Here is an 18,297-nt window from a genome sequence, read left to right as displayed (position 1 = left end):
ACCTCGAGCGGGTCGCCGAGGCGGGCGCCGACGAGGACACCGAGTTCGACGACGAGGACGAGTTCGACGAGGACGACCAGGACAGCTACGACACCGACCAGCTCGCGATCGTCACCGCGGTGCCCGAGGAAGCGCCCGCGCTGCCGCCGACGGTCAGCCGATAGCGATTCCGGACAGCGAACGGGCCGTGCACACGATGGTGTGCACGGCCCGTTCGGTTCGATGGGTCAGGCGCTGACGGCGAAGCTGCCGTCGGCGGCCGGCTCGGCGACCGGCTCGATGGCGTAGGCCAGGATCTCGGCCACGTCGGCGACGGGACGGACGTCCAGGGCGGCCAGCACCTCGGCCGGGACCTCGTCGAGGTCCGGTTCGTTGCGGGCCGGGATGAAGACGGTCTTCAGTCCGGCGCGCTGGGCGGCGAGCAGCTTCTGCTTCACGCCGCCGATCGGCAGCACGCGGCCGTTCAGCGTGACCTCGCCGGTCATGCCGACATCACCGCGCACCTGACGGCCCAGCGCCAGCGACACCAGGGCGGTCACCATGGTGACACCCGCCGACGGTCCGTCCTTGGGCACCGCACCCGCCGGGAAGTGGATGTGGATGTTGCGGTCGAGGACCTTCGGCTCGATGCCGATCTCCGCCAGGTGCGAGCGCACGTAGGTCAGCGCGATCTGCGCCGATTCCTTCATGACGTCGCCCAGCTGGCCGGTCAGGGTCAGGGCGCGCTCGCCCTCGGCGGCGTTGGCCTCGATGTAGAGCACATCGCCACCGGCACCGGTGACCGCCAGACCCGTCGCCACGCCGGGGACGGCGGTGCGTTCCACCGAGTCCGGGGTGAAGCGGGGACGGCCGAGGTAGTCGGTCAGGTTGTCGACGTCGACCACGAGACTCGTCGGCCGACCGGCCGGCTGTGGGCCGGACTCGATGTCGATGACGTTGTCGTAACCGAGCCCGGGGTCGTACCCGAGCACGGCGCCCGCACCGAGCGAACCGTTGTCGACCAGCGTCCGCTCGTCCGGGCGACCGGCCTCGCCCGCGACCAGGCGGGTCGCCGCCTTGCGCAAGGCTTTCGCCACCAGTCGCTCCATCTGGCGCACGCCCGCCTCGCGGGTGTAGTTCGCCGCGATCTCGCGCAGCGCCGCGTCGGTGATCGAGACCTCCTCGGCGGTCAGCGCGTTGCGTTCCAGCTGCCGGGGCACCAGGAAGTCGCGGGCGATGGCCACCTTGTCGGCCTCGGTGTAGCCGTCGACGGTGATGAGCTCCATCCGGTCCAGCAGCGGGCCGGGGATGGTGTCCATGACATTGGCCGTCGCGATGAACAGCACGTTCGACAGGTCGAGGTCCAGGTCCAGGTAGTGATCGCGGAAGGTGTGGTTCTGCGCGGGGTCGAGGACCTCGAGCAGCGCCGCCGCCGGGTCACCGCGGAAGTCGGAGCCGACCTTGTCGATCTCGTCCAGCAGCACGACGGGATTCATCGACCCCGCCTCCTTCACCGCGCGCACGATCCGGCCGGGCAGCGCGCCCACGTAGGTGCGCCGGTGGCCCCGGATCTCGGCCTCGTCGCGCACGCCGCCCAGGGCGACGCGAACGAACTTGCGGCCCAGCGCCTTCGCGACCGACTCACCCAGCGAGGTCTTGCCGACACCGGGCGGACCGACCAGCACGAGCACCGCGCCCGAGCCGCGTCCACCGACGACCTCGAGGCCACGGGCGGCCCGGCGCGAACGCACCGCCAGGTACTCGACCATGCGGTCCTTCACCTCGTCCAGGCCGTGGTGATCGGCGTCGAGCACGGCACGGGCGGCCGAGACGTCGGTGCTGTCCTCGGTCTTCACCGTCCACGGCAGGTCGAGCACGGTGTCGAGCCAGGTGCGGATCCAGCCCGATTCCGGGCTCTGGTCGCTGGCCCGCTCCAGCCTGCCGACCTCGCGCAGCGCCTCGGCGCGCACGTTCTCGGGCAGGTCGGCGTTCTCCACGCGGGCGCGGTAGTCGTCGGCGCCGTCGGGTTCGTCCTCGCCGAGTTCCTTGCGGATGGCGTTGAGCTGCTGGCGCAGCAGGAACTCGCGCTGGCTCTTCTCCATGCCCTCGCGGACGTCCTCGGAGATCTTGTCGGTGACCTCCACCTCGGCGATGTGCTCGGTGATCCACTCGATCTGCTTGGTCAGCCGGGTGACGACATCCGGGGTCTCGAGCAGTTCCCGTTTCTGCTCGTTGGACAGGTACGGCGCGTAGCCCGCCGTGTCGGCGATGGCGTCGGGGTTGTCGAGCTGGTTGACGATGTCGATGATCTGCCACGCCTCCCGACGCTGCAGCACCGCGACGACCAGCTTCTTGTATTCGGCGGCCAGCTCGGTGGTCCGCTCGTCGGGCGCCACCTCCTCGACCGGTTCGGCCTCCACCCACAGGGCGGCGCCGGGCCCGGTCACGCCGTGCCCGATCCGCGCCCTGCGCTCGGCCTTCAATACGGCGGCGGGAGCGCCACCGCGCATGCGCCCGACCTGCTCGATCGAGGCGACGACGCCGTAGGAGGCGTACCCTTCGTCCAGCCGGGGCGCGACGAGCACGGCGCCGGTCTTCCCGGCCTGCGCGGCGTCGATGGCGGCCTGCGCGGATTCGTCCAATTCGATGGGCACGACCATGCCCGGCAGCACGATCGGATCGGTCAGGAACAGCACCGGCAGGTTCTGAGCTGTAGTCATGTCGACCCTTCCAAAGTTGAGCTTTGCTGACTCAACCCAGTCGGGTACCCGTTTGTTCCGGCCCGTGCCCCGGTTCACTGACGGCGAACATTCGACCGTCCCGACCAGGGCTTGTCCGGACTCCGCCCGGTGTGACAGCATCAGCGCCATGACTGATCGAATCGAGTCCCCCCGCGCCTGATGCGCGACGTGACCGGGACGGAATTGCCCGGATCGCCGACCTCCCTGTTCGACCACGCGATGCGCCTGCATCGAGAATCACCCGACGCGCCGCTGGAGCGGAGCGGAGATCCCTACCCCGATGAGTCATGGCACGGGCGCGGGGACACACCACGCCGCCCGAAAGATCGACGGACCGTAGGTCTCGACCTCGCGGCCCTGCTCGACGCGCATTTCGCCGATCCCGCCAGCACGCCCGCCGACCTGGCCGACGCGTGTCATCAGGTGCACGTCCCGCTGTTTCGGACCGAGCATGTGGTCGCCGCGGCCCGGCGGGTGGAGATCGAGCGGGTCCGCCGGACCGGCCGGTGGCTCGTCCGGCGGGGCACCGATCGCTGTGCGGTGACGATTGGACTGGCACTGCTCGAAACCGCGCCCGAGGGCGGCGACATCCCGCTGTTGCAGACGATCGGGCTGCTGTCGGAGGGTTTCGGTCCGCTCGTGGTGGACACGATGGCGCGTTGCCGGGGCGCATTGTCCGGACTGCTGTGGCTCGGTGACCGCGTCGAAGGTTGGGGCCGCGTCACTGTCGTCGAAAAGCTGTGCGCCGCTTACGGTGTGCACGCCCGGGATTGGCTGTTGCGGCGATCATGCAACGGGGAGTACCACAACCAGTACTTCGCGGCCGAGGTCGCGATTGCGGCCGACCTCGCCAGCGTGATCACCGGCGACGACCCCGATCTCGACCTCGTCCACCACACCGGTGTCCTGCTGTCCGCGATGACCGACTGCGCGGGAATGGGTCTCACGCTCGACGAGTATCCGGCGGCGCCGAACGTCCTGGCGGCGCACTCGAAACATGTGGCGCGCCTGGCACCGACAACCCATCGCTACGGGAATCTTGCGAACCTCGCCGACTACCTCCTGCGGCCGTCGACACGGGAGTGGCGGGGCAGGGAGCAGGCAATCGACCGGTACCTCACTTTGCTGAACCAGCCGGAATGGGAAGCGACTGCGCGAACCGGTTTGGCGCGGGGCGATTTCCGGGTGCTGTGGCTGCGGCAGGCGGTCGGCGCGCGGCTCGACCTCGCCCCCTTCACGTCATGACGGCGCCGGTTTCGCTGTTCGACCACGCGATGCGCTTGCATCGCGAGTCGCCGGAAGCGCCGCTGCCGCAGGAGGGGTATCCCTTTCCCGACGATCCGTGGCACGGCTTCGGCGCCGCCCCTTCGCATTCCGGGCACCGGCGAGCCGAGGGCATGGCGCTGGCCGCGCTCCTCGACGCGCATTTCGGTGACCCCGCACGGTCACCGGTCGACCTGGCCGCGGACTGCCACCGCGTGCACGTCCCGCCGTACCGGAACGAGCACGTGGTGGCCGCGGCGCTGCGCGTCGACGCCGAGCGGGTGCGGGCGACCGGGCGCTGGCTGGTGCGCCGGGGAACGGATCGGTGCGCGGTGCGGATCGGGCTGGCGCTGCTCGGCACGGTGCCCGACGACACCGATATTCCGCTGTTGCGGACGATCGGATTGCTGTCGGATGCCTTCTCACGCTTGGTCGTCGACGCGTTGGCGCGGTGCCGGGACGGGACCGCCGCGCTGCTGTGGCTCGGCCCACGGGTCGACGAGTGGGGGCGGGAGATCGTGGTCGAGAAGCTGTGCGAGCACCGAGGTTCGACCGTCCGGGACTGGTTGTTGCGTAATTCGTGCCGGGGCAGTTATCTCGACGGGTATGTCGCGGGGAAGGTCGCGATCGCGGCCGACCTCGCCACCGCGATCACCGCCGACGACCCCGATCTCGACCTCGTCCACCACACCACCGTGCTGCTGTCGGCGATGACCTACTGCGCGGGAGCGGGTCTCACGCTCGACGAGTATCCGGCGGCGGCGCGGGTGCTCGACGCGCACTCGAGACAGGTAGCGCGCTTGGAGCCGTCGACCGACCGCTACCGGCACGTGGGCACCCTGGCCGACTACGTGCGGCGCGCGGAGCCCACCGGGTGGGCGCGGATGAGCGAACGCTATCTGGACCTGCTGAACCGGCCGGACTGGGCCGCGTACGCGCCGTGAAACGACGTCGTGAAACAACGAAGCCTCCCCGGAGTGATCCGGGGAGGCCGCGCTGTGCAGGGGAACCGAGCTAGAGGTTCGTGGTACGGATCTGTTCGGTGGGCGGGTCGTAGGTGCGACGACCGGTGGAACCGCCCGAGCTCAGGACGCCGAGGACGGCGCCGGCGATGAGCAGGATCGCGCCCAGGATGCCCAGGATGATCGGCAGGGTCTTGCCGAACAGGTCGAGCTTGTCGAGGCTCTCCTGGGTGACGGCCATCTGCGCCTCGATGGTGTCCTCTTCGAAAACGAGGTGCGCCTTCAGCGCGGTGACGTCGACCTGGTTGGCGCTGCGGCCGTAGAACAGGTGCAGCTGCTCGCCACCCTTGATGACGGCGCCGGTCCGCGGCTCCACCCACACCTCGCGGACGTTGGTGTAGAAGCGGAGCATGGTCACCTCACCCTCGCCCTCGAGGCCCCACTTGGCCGCGGGCAGGGTCAGCTTGCTGGTCGCGGTCGGCGCGACGTCGTGCAGGCTGGTGACCGGGATGGACTGCCGGAACAGGTAGACCGGCATCCCGTTGATCTCCGTCTCCTCGACGAAGTCGATCGGGAAGGTGGCGCGGGCGTTGAGGTCGAAGTACGGGTACGACTTCTTCTCGGTGCCGATCGGGAAGCGGTACTGCAGGCCCTGGCGGTTGGTGGGATCGGCCACCGACGCACCGGACTTGTCGACGTTGACCGCGATCGAACCGTTGGGCGAGGTCGACACCGGCTCGCCGGTGAAGCGGTCGATGGTCACCCGGTCGACCTTCGCGTCGAGCACGCCGGCGTCGCCGTCGCGGTCGTCGCGGCGCAGGGTCTGGCCGGCCTGGACGGTCATCTCTTCGGCGCCGGACGGCTCCTGGACCGTGAGGAAGCGCTGCGAGGAGACGGGGACGTTGTCCACCTTGGCCGCGCCGTCGGGCGAGACCAGGGACTTCGAGTCGAGCACCATGCTGGGTTCACCCGGCACGCTCTTGGCGATCGTGGTGACCTCGAGGTCCAGCGGGGTCTTGGCGACCTTGTCCACGGTGTAGGTGGGGATCATGACAGCGGCGGCGAGCAGCAGCGCGCCGAGTCCGACGAGAATGCAGGCGATGAGCCTGCGCCCGTTGCTCATCGGCTGCCGTACTGCACGTTGCCCAGCACCGAGGAGCCGGGATCAGCGGTGGTCTCGGGAGCGGGGATCGAATTCTGTTGCGCGCCCGCGGTGATGCCGAGCACGGCAATCACCCCGAGGATCGCGCCGGCCAGGCCACTGACCAGGCCGGGGACGGCAAACTTCATTGAACGAAACTCCAATACGTGGCGTCGGCTCAGGCGACGGAGAAGAACCCGAGGGTCGGGGCGAACGAGCAGGTCCGGTCACCGTCGGCGGTGGTCGTGGTGAGCGAACCGGTGATCACCGCGGCGACCCGCCCCGCGCCGGTGTCGGCGATGGCGGACAGGGTGGCGGGCCCGTCCGGGTTGATCCCGGCCGCGGTGGTGAGCGGCTGGGTGCCCGTCCGCCGGTTGTCCAGGTTGATCCACTGCACCGTCATCGGCGGGTTCTGCACGACGGTCGGCGTCTTGGTACCCAGCGCGGTGAAGACGAAACCGGTCTGGCCCGCGGTGGGCCCCGGCGGCGGCAGCTCGGCCGGGCCGGGTACGGCCAGCGCGGTGCCGACGGAATCGGAGGTCGGGCCGATGCAGCCCTTACCGATGGTCGGGTAGAGGAACTGGGCGATCCGCGGGCCGTCGGACGGCGGGAGCTCGGGGCCGCCACCGCCGCTGCCGTCGAGGAAGGTGATGACCTTCTCGAGGGTCGCCTTGACCTGCGCGGGAATGCCGGGCGTCGCCAGCAGCACGCGGGCCTGAGCCAAGATCGCGGCCTGCGCGCCATCGGCGATGGGGGCGGGCGCGGAGATGGCGCTTACGATCGACGGTGCCAGCGCGGCCAGCGTCTCGGAGGGAACGTTCTCCGCGATCGCCGGGACGCTCGGCTGAGCCGCAGGCCGCGGGGCAGCCATGGTCGACGCCGGTGCGGCGAGTGAGGCACTCACCGCTAGTACGAGAGCGGACAATGCGGTCCGCGAGCCTCGGGTGCGCAGCACTGGTCAGCCGTCCTTCTTTGTGGGGATTGGTTGAAGCAGCCCGGAAAGGTAAGTGTGATCCCGGGTTTCAGATACATTGGAGAGGTGACTACAGCGGACAGACGGTATGGGGGTCGTACAGTCGTCGCGCGTAAAGCCGAACGGCGCCAGCGGTTCCTGGAAGCAGCGACGCGAATCTTCGCCGAACGCGGGTACCCGACGTGCTCGCTCGCCGAGGTGTGCGCGGCGGCGGGCCTGTCCAAGCGGCAGTTCTACGAGGAGTTCGAGACCCGCGAGGACGTGCTCATCGCCGCCTACGACCGCATCCAGGACGACGCCGCGGCCGCGGTCGTCCAGGCGGTGGTCGCGCACACCGAACCGGAACCCGCGCTGCGGGCAGGCCTGGGGGCGTACCTGGAATCGCTCGGCTCCGACCCGTACCGCGCGCAGGTGGCGCTGATCGAGGTCGTCGGGGTCAGCGATCGGATGGAGAACCATCGTCGCGCGCGCAGGCATGCCTGGTCGGCGCTGATCGAGACGGCGCTGGCGGCCAAGGGGGTGCGGCTGCGCGGCGACGCGGAGCTCACCACCGGCCTGCTCACCGGCGCGGTCAACGGCGTGGCCCACGAATGGCTGCTGCGCGAGTCGCGGCCACCGGTCGGCGAACTGGTCGACCTGCTGACCGCCGCCGCGCTCACGCTGGTCGACTGGGGCTGATTTCGGCGCAACCGTCGGGAGGGTGGCAACATCGCGCACTTGCCGCTCGCTCAACACACTCCCTCTCCGGACATTGTGAGACCGGACGGCTTCACAGTGTGGGACGAGAGTCTGGCATAGTAGTGACCCAGATAGCAACGGCTGGAAAGTTGAGATCGGCATCACCAGGGGTGATGTATTGGTCGAAAGTCCAGACAAGCTCGTGGTGGTAGTGAACCACCACCGGCCGCGTACGGTGTCCGCTTCGCCGTTTCGCTCCCGTTTCCACATGGTCGGCAAATGACCGGCAATCGCCATCGCGGGTGGTCAGGACTTCCGCAGGAACCCGGTGATGGTGCCACCGAGCAACCCTGGCGTGCGGTAGGTGAGGGTGCCGTTCGAGCCCATGGTGACCGTCGAGGTCGCGCCGTCGTCCACACAGCCACTCGCGCTCTTGCCGGTGAGTTTCGCCTTCAGGACGAGGCCGTCGGTGGTGGCCTCGACCAGGGTTTCCGAGCGCTCGCAGCGCTCGCCGGAGAGCACGCCGGTATTCGACGCGGTCGCGACCTTCTGCCCGACCTTGCCGTCGTCGATGGTGAGGGTGATGTCGAACTGCACCGGCCCGTCGACGGCCCGCCCCTGCCAGGTCCCCACGAACGCGGCGGGGACCTTCGCCACCGGCGCCCCGGTGGCGGGCGGGAGCTCGGAGCCCTGGTTGCTGGTGGAGATCGACGTCGAGTTCGCCGCGCTATTGCCGTCCGATCGGTCGCGCAGCTGGACGCCGATCAGGAACGCGCCCCCGGCGACCGCCAGCGCGACGACCACCGCCGCGGCCACCAGTGTGTTGCGCCCGCGGCGCGCGGGCGGGCGCAACGCCTGCCCGGGCGCGGAAATACCGCCGGTGATGTCACCGGCGGGCCGATGGACAGTCGCGTACCCGGCCTGCGTCGGCCCGCCGGCAAAGGACGTGTGCCCGCCGAAGCTCGCACCAGTGCCGGACAGCGGTATCTGCGTGTTGAACCCCGACCCGGACCCGGGCAGCTGCGTTTGTCCGCCGAAGCTCGCGGCCATGCCAGGCGACGACGCCGGGCCGCCGAAGCTCGCCGCGGCACCCGGCCGCGGGGTCTGCCCACCGGAGCCTGCGGTGCCGGGGAATGATGCCTGGCCGCCGGTGTTCGACCAGGTCGGGTGGAGCGCTGCGCTGGGTCCGACAGGTGGGTCGGCCGGGCCGGAGTCGAGGTCGAGCAGGGTGACCGCGCGCCTGCTGACGTCTTCGAGCACGGCGGGCGGGAGCCAGCCGGTGCGCTCGGGCAGGCCGATGGCGGCGAGCTCGGCGAGGACCTGCTGCGGGGTGGGGCGGGCGGCGGGGTCCTTGGCGACGCAGGCGGCGACCAGGGGACGCAGGCGCGCGGGCACGCCCTCGAGGCGCGGTTCCTCGTAGACGATGCGCCACAGCATCTGCACGATCTCGGCGGTGCCGAACGGGCCGTGGCCGGAGGCGGCGAAGGTCAGCACGCCGCCGAGCGCGAACACATCGCAGGCGGGGCCGAGCGGTTCACCGGTGACCTGCTCCGGGCACATGAAACCCGGTGAGCCGATGACCTTTCCGGTGGTGGTGAGCGCGGTGTCCTCGACGGCGCGCGCGATCCCGAAGTCGACCACCTTGGGCCCGTCGACGGCGAGCAGCACATTCGACGGCTTCAGATCGCGATGCACGATGCCGACGCCGTGAATGGCCACCAGCGCCTCGGCCAGCCCGTGCCCGAGCGCGAGCAACGACGGTTCGGTGAAAGGCCCGAACCGCGACACCGCGTCCGAGAGCGCGAGTCCGGCGACGTAACCGGTCGCCAGCCACGGCGGATCGGCGTCGACATCGGCGTCGAGGACCGGCGCGGTGCAGGCACCGCCGACCCGCCGCGCGGCGGCCACCTCCCGGCGGAACCTGGCCCGGAATTCGGGGTCGCCCAGCAGATCCGGCCGGATCACCTTCACCGCGACGGTGCGTCCGCCCGCGTTGCGGCCCAGGTACACCTTGCCCATGCCGCCGGCGCCGAGGACGCCGAGCAGCCGGTACGCCCCGATCTGGCGTGGATCGTCGCTGCCGAGCGGTTGCATCGCGTGGAGTCCTTCGAATCAGCCGAGTCCGGAGCGGGTTTCGGTCAGCAGTGTGGTGAGCGCACCGTATGCCGGGTGGGTGTCGTCGAGTTCGGCGACCGCGCCCGCGAGGACCTTCTCGGCCTCGGCGGGCCGGTCGAGGCCGAGCAGGATTCTGGCCTGGTCGTAATCGGCCCGCACCGCGCGATCGATGACGTCGATAGCGCGGAACCCGGCGGCGGCGGCTTCGGCGCGAGGAAGGGCATCGGGAAAACGATAGGCGGCGAGCAGGATTCGGGCAGCATTGTGGTCCAGCCGGGCCCGGTGCCAGGTGAGCAGATCGGCGTCGGGACCGGTGGCGGCGAGCGCCGCCAGCGCGGCGTCGGCGACCTCGACGGCCGCGACCGCGCCCGCCGAATCACCGGACCAGTGCAGGGACAGCGCGGCGCTGTAGCGGCAGTAGGCGACCCGGATCGGATCGTCGACCCGCGCCGCCACCTCGGCGGCGAGGCGGTAGCGTTCGGCGGCCTCGGCATCGCGGTCGAGCGCGTCGAGCAGGTCGGCGGTCTCGGCCAGGACATACGCCTCGTCACCGAGATCCTCGACAGACCGGTCGAATTCGATGATCGCGTCGTACACGGTGAGCGCCTGATCGGGCTCGCCGAGCGAGCGGTGCAGACCGGCCAGCAGATAGCGGCAGCCACGGGCCGCGCCGCCCGCGCCCGCGTCGTCGAGCGCGATGATCGCCGCTTCCGCCTGCTCGGCGGCATCGAGCAGCTGCCCGGTGGCCCGGTAGGCGATGGCCAGATCCCATTGCGCGTACGGCAGCTGCGGCAGACCGGCGGGTGCGCCGACCGCGATGGCGGCAAGCAGCTCGCCGACGGCCTCGGCGGGACGCTCGAGGAGCAGCAGGAGATCGCCGCGGCGGGCGAACAGGGCCGTCCGGAAGCCGACGCGGGTGTCCGCGTCGAGCAGCGGCAGCGCCTCGTCGGTCGCGGCCAGCGCGGCGGCGAAATCACCGGCGGCCCGATGGATTCCGGCCAGGTAGTACAGCGTGGTCGCGGCCCGGAACGGCAGGTTCGCCCGGCGGTAGGCCGAGATCGCCGTCCGTGCCGCGACATCGGCATCGTCGATCCGGGAGTTGTTCTCGGACAGGAAGAGCCGCTGCTTGGCGGCATCGCCGATCAGCTCGTCGTCACCCGAGGCGGCGGCCTCGGCGTCGGCACGGTCGAGCAGTTCGGGGAGTTCGGCGGCGGCATCGTCGGGCAGCAGGCCACGGTCGTACAGGTCGAGCAGACCGCCGGACAGCCGCAGCACGGCGTTGCCCCGGACCGCAGGATCGGCCGACGCGCCCAGGTGCGCGAGCGACGCGCGCAGCAGCGGTGTCGCTTCGGCGGGATCACCGTGCCTGCACAGGTGCACGCCGAGCCTGCCGAGACCGATCTGGCGGTGATCCTCGTCGCCGGCGGCGGTGTAGTGCTCGATCGCCCGGCGCAGCAGGGATTCGGTCGCGAGACAATCGTCGCCACGGGCGGACTCGCGCGCGAGCACAGCCGCGCGCCTGCCCGCCAGCAGGGGATCGGTGGGCTCGGCGTCCTCGGTCAGGCGCTGGACCAACGCCGTCACCTCGGTGGTGGCGTCGCGCTGGAGGCCCGATTCGGCCCGTTCGATCAGCTCGGCGGTGGTCAGCGCGGGGAGTTCGATCGGGGCGGGTACCTGCTCGACCGGCACCCGGTGCACCGCGGCGGCCGACAGCGGCAGCTGGTCGACGATCGGCGTGCTCGCCAGCACCGTGTGCACCAGCTCGGTCTGGTGGGTGGTGCCGTTGCGCCGATCGAATCGCGCCGCGATCGCCAGCGCCTCGGCGGTCAGTTCCGCGCCCAGGGCGCGCGCGGTCGATTCGGCCGCGGGGCGATCGAGATGCGCGGGCCGCCGGACGACGGTGTCGCCGTGGCCCGCGTCCTCGACGGTGCGCAGCAGCAGCGCGGCCGCGGCGGCGAAGTCCATGGCGGCGGACGGATTCGGCGACCGGTCGAGCCAGCCGAGATGCCGGTCGAGCAGTTCCAGGCCGCGGGCCTGGTTGCCGGACAGCGCGCAGAACTCGAGGTGCGTGGCGATGGCGCTCACGTCCTGGGGTTTGGTGCGCAGCACCCGGTAGGACCTGCGGTGCGCGTCGCGCGCTGCGTCGAGCTGGCCGGTGCGCAGGTAGGGCAGCAGCAGGGCGGTGAGGATCAGCTGGGGCTGCTCGTCGCAGTTCAGCTCGCCGCGCAGGACCGGGGCGGCCAGTTCGACCGCCTCGGTGTCCCGACCCCGGCTCGCCAGCCAGGTGACCTTGCCGGTCGGGTCGCATCCGGCGCAGTCGGAGTTCTCGTCGCGCGGTGTGGTGCACCATCTTTCGTACCAGTTCTCGGCCTCGGTCAGGTCGCCGAGATGCTTGGCCACATAGTGCCGGTAGGCGTACACCGCCTGCGGGCTCTGGCCCTCCACCCGGTAGCGCTGCTCCATCTGGTCGAGCGCGGCCAGCGCCCGATCCTTGGGCACCTCGGGGAAATTCGTCATCGCGCGCACCGCGAACTTGAAATCCCAGCGCAGCGATCCCGCCACCCAGTCGCCGTAGGCGCCGGGTTCCCGGTCGTAGTCGGCCAGGCAGCGGGCGAACGGGACGAACAGCTTGGCCGGGCTCATGCCCTGGGCGTAGGCGGCGATCAACCGCATCCGGGTGTTGAACGCGATGTCGGTGTGCCCGCCCGCTTCGGCGTGTCGCAGGACCTGTTCCAGCAGTGCGTCTTTGGCGTCGCCGTAGGGCATGTGACCGGCCTGGGCGAGCAGCCGCCACAGGTCGTCGGCGGTCTCGGACATCAGAGCTCTCCCTGCGGATCGTGCACTGCCCAGTCGAGCAGCCCGACGAACGACTTGTTCAGCAGCGCGGTGTCCACCGGCCGCATCGGATGCTGGCCCTGGAGCAGCGCCTGGCTGTAAAGCGCCTCGACCGCCATGGTCACCAACCGGGTGTCGGCGAGCCCGGCGATGCGGCGCACCAGCGGATTACGGTGATTGAGCACCAGCTGCGGCCGGTCGCCGTCCTGACCGGAATCGAAGGCGCCGAGCACATCGGCCCACAGTTCGTCGGCGACCTGGCGGGTGGCCCGCAGTTCGGCGCGATGCTGGGTGTCGCGGTCGAGCAGGTACAGCGCCGACAGCGACGGCGGATCGAACGTGCGCAGCGCGACCTCGCAGTCGAGCCGGTCGAGCACGCGCTGGGCGGTCGTCAGGAAGGGCCGCAGCGCGAGTTCGGTGGCCGGGTCGACCAGGTCGAAGTGGGTCGCCAGGGCGGCGGTGTCCAGGCGGGTCACCTGGATCTCGGGATCGAGCGCGGGCAGGCGCTCCAGGATCTCGGTGATGTAGGTGTAGCCGCCGTTCACCAGGCCGAGGCCCTGCGCGGCCGCCACCGCGCCGAGCTGGCGGAACTCCTCCACCGACGGCGTGTAGCGCATACCGCCGAACCGGCGGCGGAACTCCGCGAGCGGGATCTGCCCGGCGTTGGTCTCCACCGGCAGCCAGCGGTCGACCAGCCGGAGCATGTCGTCGTCGTGCAGGGCCAGCGCCTTCACGCCCAGGTCGTGGACGCGCAGGAAGCGGGCGAGCGCGGCCGGGTCGGCGGTGGACAGCTCCACCAGCCAGTCCCTGATCTGCCCGCCGAGCGACTCCCTGGTGGATTCGAGCAGGTCGTCCTCGTACAGCGCTTCCCGGCTCGCGGTCGGCCGCAGCTCGGTGGTGTCGACGACGCAGCGCACGAAGAACGCCCAGTCGGGCAGCAGCCCGGTGACGCTCTCCGCCAGCAGCATCCGCTTGAGATACACCCGGTGCCCCGCCTTGGCCGCCGGGTTGACCGGCTGCGGGAGCACGAACGCCACCCCGGTGACACCGGATTCGGCACAGCTGAGATCGAACGTGGCGAACGGCGTGAAGCCGAAGGTGTCCTCGGCGTAGGCGGCGAGCGCGGCCTTGCGGTCGTCGGGAGTGGGGTGGTTCGCCCGCCACGGCACCTCGGGCTCGGTGACCGAGCGCCCGTCGACGGTGACCTCGAACGGCAGCAGACTGCCGAACAGGGCGGCCAGCTCGGTGACGGTGGCGCCGGTGAGCCACTGCTCGGCGCCACGCCGGGGCGTCAGGATCACCGTGGTGCCCGGTTCCTCGCGTTCCCGCGAGGCGGGCTCGACCCGGTAGCGGCCGTCGGCGAAGCCGGTCCAGCGCACCGTCGGCCCGCCGCGCGCGGAGCGGGTGAGCACGGTGACCTCGTCGGCGACCAGGAAGCACGAGAGCAAGCCGATGCCGAACTGGCCGAGGAACTCGTGCCTGGCGAAGCCGAGATCGTCGCGTTTGCCGCTGCGGCCGATGGTGGCCAGGAAGGTGTGCACCTCGGCCTCGGTGAGCCCGATCCCGGTGTCGTGGATCCTGATGCTGCCGTCGCCGGTCCGGTCGGCGGTCTCGATCCGCACGCTGAGCTGCGCCGACGGGTCCAGCGTCCGGCGCGCGGTGCTCGCGTCGACGGCGTTCTGCATCAGCTCCCGCACGTACACCCGCGGGCTGCCGTACAGGTGGTGACTGAGCAGGTCGACCACACCACGCAAATCGACCTGGAATACCTGTTCCACCACCGGTCCCCTCCGAGCACGAGCACTACTTGCCCGGCCACTGTAACCGCAACTTCGCACCGCGCACCGACCACGATGTCAGGGGCGTGACCTGCGTCAGCGGGGGTCGCGGGCGAGTTCGGTGCGGTTGGTGACACCCAGTTTGGCGAGGATGTTGCGGACGTGGGTTTCCACGGTGCGCTCGGAAAGAACCAAACGCGTGGCGATTTCGCGGTTCGTCAGCCCCGCCACCGCGAGATCGCGGACTTCCCGCTCGCGCGGCGTGAGGGGATCGGCGGACCGGGTGGCGGCGGCGATCCTGGTCAGCAGGGCGTCGGCGGCGGCCAGGCGGTACGGCATGCCGAGCCTGCGGAATCCGGCGGCCGCCCGCTCCGCTTCGGCGCGCGCGGCCGCGAAGTCGGCGCGGGCGAGCAGGGTGCGGGCCAGGCCGAGATGGCCGAGCGCGACGAAGGGACGCGCGCCGATCCTGGCGTCCATCGCCAGACCGCGCCGGTACAGCTCGACGGCGGCGTCCAGGTGCCCGGCCACGCGGGCGTTGTCGGCGCGGACCCGAGCCAGCGAGCTGACGCAGATCAGCGCGCCGGTGCCGTCGGCGCAGTAGTGCCGCTCCTGCCCGGCCAGGGCGCGGTAGACCCGGTCGGCGGTCTCGGCGTCGTCGAGGAGTTCGGCCACCAGGCCGACGCAGAACACGGTGCCCGCCCAGCGCGCGCCGACCTCGAGGGTGTCGGGGAGCTCGCGGAACGGCGCGAACAGGGCAGTGGCCTCGTCGAGGTCACCGGCGAGCGCGTGCATCAGCGGCGCGAAGAGCTGGGCGATCGGGATCTTCGGGGCGAAGGACAGCGACTCGACCGCGGCGGTCAGCTCGGCGCGGTCGATGTGGCCGACGATCACCGCGTACATCCCGCGGAACGCGTGATGCAGCCCGGCCAGCGAGAAATCGCCGATGGCCAGCGCCAGTTCATAGGCGGCACTGTCGAATTCGAGGGCGGCGGCGAGGTCGCCGACGAGGACGGCGCGGGTGGCGCGCAGGCGCAGCAGGTGCCACCGGGCGATCGGCAGCCGACGGCGTTCGACCAGCAGCGCGATGTGGTCGAGGGCGCTGTCGAAGGCGGTGAGGTCGCCGCGTTGCAGGCTCGCGTCGGCGGTCCACACGTGTCCCCAGAGCTGGGCGAGCGGCTGTTCGGCGTCGACCGCGATCTCGATCGCCCTGGCGGCCAGGGTGGTTCGCTCGTCGAGGTAGTCGGGTGCGGCCAGGGACAGGTGACGGGCGTGGATGGCGTCGAGCGCGACATCGGGGTCGGTGGAGTGGGCGGCGGCGCGCATGGCCTGCTCGGACAGCGTCCTTGCCGCCGCGCCCGCGCCGCGATCGGCGGCCGAGAGGGCGTGCCTGGCCAGGATCCGGGCGATCAGGTCATCGTGGGTGCCTGGCTCGAGCTGTCGTAAGGCGGTGGCGCACAGCTGGTCCAGCTGCGTCATCACCGTGGGCGTGGTGACGCCATGGACGACGAGCGCGGCCTCGGCGAGCAGGTCGGGGCGGGCGGCCCGCTCGGCGACGGCGGCGGCCTGGACGCAGTGTTCGAGGCTGTCGGCGATCCGGCCCGCGGCGAACTCGTCCCCGGCGAGGTCGAGCAGCAGCTCGGCGCGGTCGGCCTCGGCGGCGGTGGCGCCCGCCGCGTCGATCGCCCACTGCCCGAACCGGATCGCCTCCGCGTAGGCCGCGGCGGACCGTGCCGAGCGGGCTGCGCGCCGCGACCAGCGCAGGCCCTCCGGTGATTCGGCGCCTGCCGCCGCCTCGCGCCACTGCGTCGCGATCGCCCCGGCGACGACGGCGTCGGGGCCGCCACGCGCCGTCAGCGCTTCCGCCGCCACGCGGTGCAGGGCGGACCGGCGCGAGGGTGTGAGGTCGGCGTACACCGCGTCCCTGATCAGGGCGTGGGTGAAACCGGTCGTGCCGTCGTCGAAACGGCGGACGATGCCCGCCGCGGTCGCGGCGTCGATGGCCGCAGGCACCCGCGGGCATACCTGTGCCAAGAGGTCGGCGTCGATGCGTTCACCGAATACGGCGGCGGCACTGAGCACGTCGACGGTGTCCGGCGCGAGCCGGTCGAGCTGCGACAGCACCAAACGGCGCACCGCGGGTACGGACAGCACGTCGCCGTTGTCGGACTCGGCGGCACCGGATTCCAGGACGAGCCGGACCAGCAGTGGATTGCCGTCGGTGCGATCGCGCACCCGCGCGGCGAGGTCGGCGGACAGGCCGCGCTGTTCGAGCCAGTAGCGCACCTCCGGCTCGGAAAGCCCCGGTACCGACAGTGATCGGGTATTCGGCAGCCGCAGCCACTCGGACTGGTGCCCGAGCAGAGTCGGACCCGCCGGTTCGCGCGCCGTGCCGACGATGAGCAGCTCGGCGCGCGCCGTCTCGCCGGCGACGTGGGTGAGCAGCGCCAGCGACGTCGGGTCGGCCCAGTGCAGATCCTCGAGGACGAGCAGCAGGCCGGTGCCCGCCGCCGCCGCGGTGAGCACGTCGACGACCTCGGTGCACATCCGGAAGCGCTGCGCGGCCGCACCGCCACCGGGTTCGCTGACCGTATCGAGGGCGGCGGCGAGTTCGGGCAGGTCGCGGGCGGCCCGGCGCCACGGCCACAGCGGCGGCATCCCGGCGTCGTCGAGCGCGTTGCCGCGCGCCACCCGCAGCCCCGACTCCGCGGCCAGCTCGACGGCGCGTTCCGCCAGCCACGACTTGCCGATCCCGGCCGCACCACCGACCAGCACGAACCGGCCCGCCCCCGAGGCGGCGGCCAGCACCGCCGCACGCAGCCGCGCGATCTCCTGATGCCGTCCGACGGCCGGAGTCTGCATCGCACCAGTATCGCGCCTACGGCGAAGTTCAGTACCGCGGATACGTACCGGCACTGATCCGGACGCGCCCGCGCGCGGCGATTCTTGAATCACCGAATTCCCCAGGTCAGGAGCTGAAAATCATGTACGCACACCTTGTCTGGTTCGACCGGCCGCGCACGGCGGGCGAACTGGCGGCCGCCGACTTCGCCGCCGCGCACCGCATCCGGCCCGCCCTGGCCACCGTGCCGGGCCTGCTCGAGTACTACGAACTGCGCCGCGCCGACGGCTCCGGCGTGGTGATCGGCATCGGCGAGTCCGAGGAAGCCCTGCACGCGGTGCGCGCGGCCATCCTCGCCACCGAACTGCTGCCGGACGAAGACCCGGCGCTGCTGCCCGGACCCGACCGGGTGGAGATCTACCCGGTGCTGCGGCACCACGACACCGCCGCCATCTACGCCGCGAGGGCGACGTCATGAACTGGATCATGCTGGGCGAGCGCGAGCGCACGGACTGGGTCGCCGCGCCGCAACGGTGCACCGCGCGGTTCCGGGTCGGCCACTTCGGGCGGCGGACCGTGCACGGGACGATGCCGGTGCTGGCAGGCAGGCTGACGGTCGGCCCCGCCGGGCAGCCCGAGACGGTCAGCGGGGTCGTCGACCTCGCCGCGATCGACACCGGCAACGCCCGGCGCGATCGCGATCTGCGCAAGCCGGGGCTGCTGGATCTGGACCGGCACCCGCGGATGAGCTTCGTCGCCGACGACATCACCGGCACCGACGGGGAGTGGCGCGTCGCGGGCGTGGCCACCGTCCGCGGCCGGGACATCCCGCTGGTCTTCACCGTCACCCGGTTCGACCTGACCGCCGACACGGTGGCCGTCAGCGCGGAAGCCGTGCTCGACCGCAGGGCGATCGGGGTGAAAGCACCGGAATTCCTGATCGGGCGCTGGGTGACGATCGAGGTTCACGTCGTGCTGCGGCCGGGGTAGATA

General features: G+C 71.3%; 13 protein-coding genes. 5 read left to right on the top strand and 8 right to left on the bottom strand.

Going from position 1 to position 18,297, the window contains the following annotated elements; genetic code table 11:
* Positions 1 to 227: 227 nt before the first annotated feature.
* A complete protein-coding gene (gene lon, locus ACFVW6_RS00580; RefSeq protein WP_378824416.1) occupies positions 228 to 2,699 on the bottom strand; it encodes an endopeptidase La in 2,472 nt (823 codons plus the stop codon).
* Positions 2,700 to 2,879: 180 nt separating this feature from the next.
* Here lon and ACFVW6_RS00575 point away from each other — a divergent pair, with 180 nt between their 5' ends.
* Positions 2,880 to 3,965, top strand: coding sequence for a hypothetical protein (locus tag ACFVW6_RS00575; protein WP_378824418.1), 1,086 nt, complete (start codon positions 2,880 to 2,882; stop codon positions 3,963 to 3,965).
* A complete protein-coding gene (locus ACFVW6_RS00570; RefSeq protein WP_378824420.1) occupies positions 3,962 to 4,927 on the top strand; it encodes a hypothetical protein in 966 nt (321 codons plus the stop codon). The genes ACFVW6_RS00575 and ACFVW6_RS00570 overlap by 4 nt, the downstream gene beginning before the upstream one ends.
* 70 nt (positions 4,928 to 4,997) lie before the next feature.
* Here the strand turns inward: ACFVW6_RS00570 and ACFVW6_RS00565 are convergent, their stop codons facing one another.
* The 3 genes from ACFVW6_RS00565 to ACFVW6_RS00555 are packed head-to-tail and all read right to left on the bottom strand — an operon-like array spanning position 4,998 to position 7,041.
* Complete coding sequence (locus ACFVW6_RS00565; RefSeq protein WP_378824423.1) at positions 4,998 to 6,068, bottom strand: DUF3068 domain-containing protein; 1,071 nt, start codon at positions 6,066 to 6,068, stop codon at positions 4,998 to 5,000.
* Positions 6,065 to 6,235 (bottom strand): DUF2613 domain-containing protein, encoded by a 171-nt coding sequence (locus ACFVW6_RS00560; RefSeq protein ID WP_218718357.1) that lies wholly within the window; start codon positions 6,233 to 6,235, stop codon positions 6,065 to 6,067. Before ACFVW6_RS00560 ends, ACFVW6_RS00565 begins: the two co-directional genes overlap by 4 nt.
* Before the next feature lie 29 nt (positions 6,236 to 6,264).
* Positions 6,265 to 7,041, bottom strand: a complete 777-nt coding sequence (locus tag ACFVW6_RS00555) for a hypothetical protein (RefSeq protein WP_378824426.1) — start codon at positions 7,039 to 7,041, stop codon at positions 6,265 to 6,267.
* Positions 7,042 to 7,125: 84 nt separating this feature from the next.
* Here ACFVW6_RS00555 and ACFVW6_RS00550 point away from each other — a divergent pair, with 84 nt between their 5' ends.
* Complete coding sequence (locus ACFVW6_RS00550; protein ID WP_355275237.1) at positions 7,126 to 7,737, top strand: TetR/AcrR family transcriptional regulator; 612 nt, start codon at positions 7,126 to 7,128, stop codon at positions 7,735 to 7,737.
* 306 nt (positions 7,738 to 8,043) lie between these two features.
* Here the strand turns inward: ACFVW6_RS00550 and ACFVW6_RS00545 are convergent, their stop codons facing one another.
* The 4 genes from ACFVW6_RS00545 to ACFVW6_RS00530 all read right to left on the bottom strand — a co-directional run bounded on the left by ACFVW6_RS00545 (position 8,044) and on the right by ACFVW6_RS00530 (position 17,324).
* The gene (locus tag ACFVW6_RS00545; protein ID WP_378824429.1) at positions 8,044 to 9,831 is read right to left on the bottom strand and encodes a protein kinase; all 1,788 of its coding nucleotides are present in this window, start codon (positions 9,829 to 9,831) and stop codon (positions 8,044 to 8,046) included.
* A gap of 18 nt (positions 9,832 to 9,849) precedes the next feature.
* Positions 9,850 to 12,669, bottom strand: coding sequence for a hypothetical protein (locus ACFVW6_RS00540; RefSeq protein WP_378824431.1), 2,820 nt, complete (start codon positions 12,667 to 12,669; stop codon positions 9,850 to 9,852).
* Positions 12,669 to 14,468 carry an HSP90 family protein gene (locus ACFVW6_RS00535; protein WP_378824433.1) on the bottom strand — a complete coding sequence of 600 codons (1,800 nt, stop codon included), beginning with the start codon at positions 14,466 to 14,468 and terminating at the stop codon, positions 12,669 to 12,671. The genes ACFVW6_RS00540 and ACFVW6_RS00535 overlap by 1 nt, the downstream gene beginning before the upstream one ends.
* A 93-nt stretch (positions 14,469 to 14,561) precedes the next feature.
* The gene (locus tag ACFVW6_RS00530) at positions 14,562 to 17,324 is read right to left on the bottom strand and encodes an ATP-binding protein (RefSeq protein WP_378824437.1); all 2,763 of its coding nucleotides are present in this window, start codon (positions 17,322 to 17,324) and stop codon (positions 14,562 to 14,564) included.
* A gap of 122 nt (positions 17,325 to 17,446) precedes the next feature.
* Between ACFVW6_RS00530 and ACFVW6_RS00525 the strand changes: the two genes are divergently transcribed.
* Both ACFVW6_RS00525 and ACFVW6_RS00520 read left to right on the top strand, forming a co-directional pair.
* Complete coding sequence (locus ACFVW6_RS00525; RefSeq protein WP_378824440.1) at positions 17,447 to 17,782, top strand: hypothetical protein; 336 nt, start codon at positions 17,447 to 17,449, stop codon at positions 17,780 to 17,782.
* Positions 17,779 to 18,294, top strand: a complete 516-nt coding sequence (locus ACFVW6_RS00520; protein ID WP_355275248.1) for a YceI family protein — start codon at positions 17,779 to 17,781, stop codon at positions 18,292 to 18,294. The genes ACFVW6_RS00525 and ACFVW6_RS00520 overlap by 4 nt, the downstream gene beginning before the upstream one ends.
* Positions 18,295 to 18,297: the final 3 nt, after the last annotated feature.

This window comes from Nocardia sp. NPDC058244, assembly GCF_042882065.1.
GTDB lineage: Bacteria > Actinomycetota > Actinomycetes > Mycobacteriales > Mycobacteriaceae > Nocardia.
This window is presented reverse-complemented; position numbering and strand designations above follow the sequence as displayed.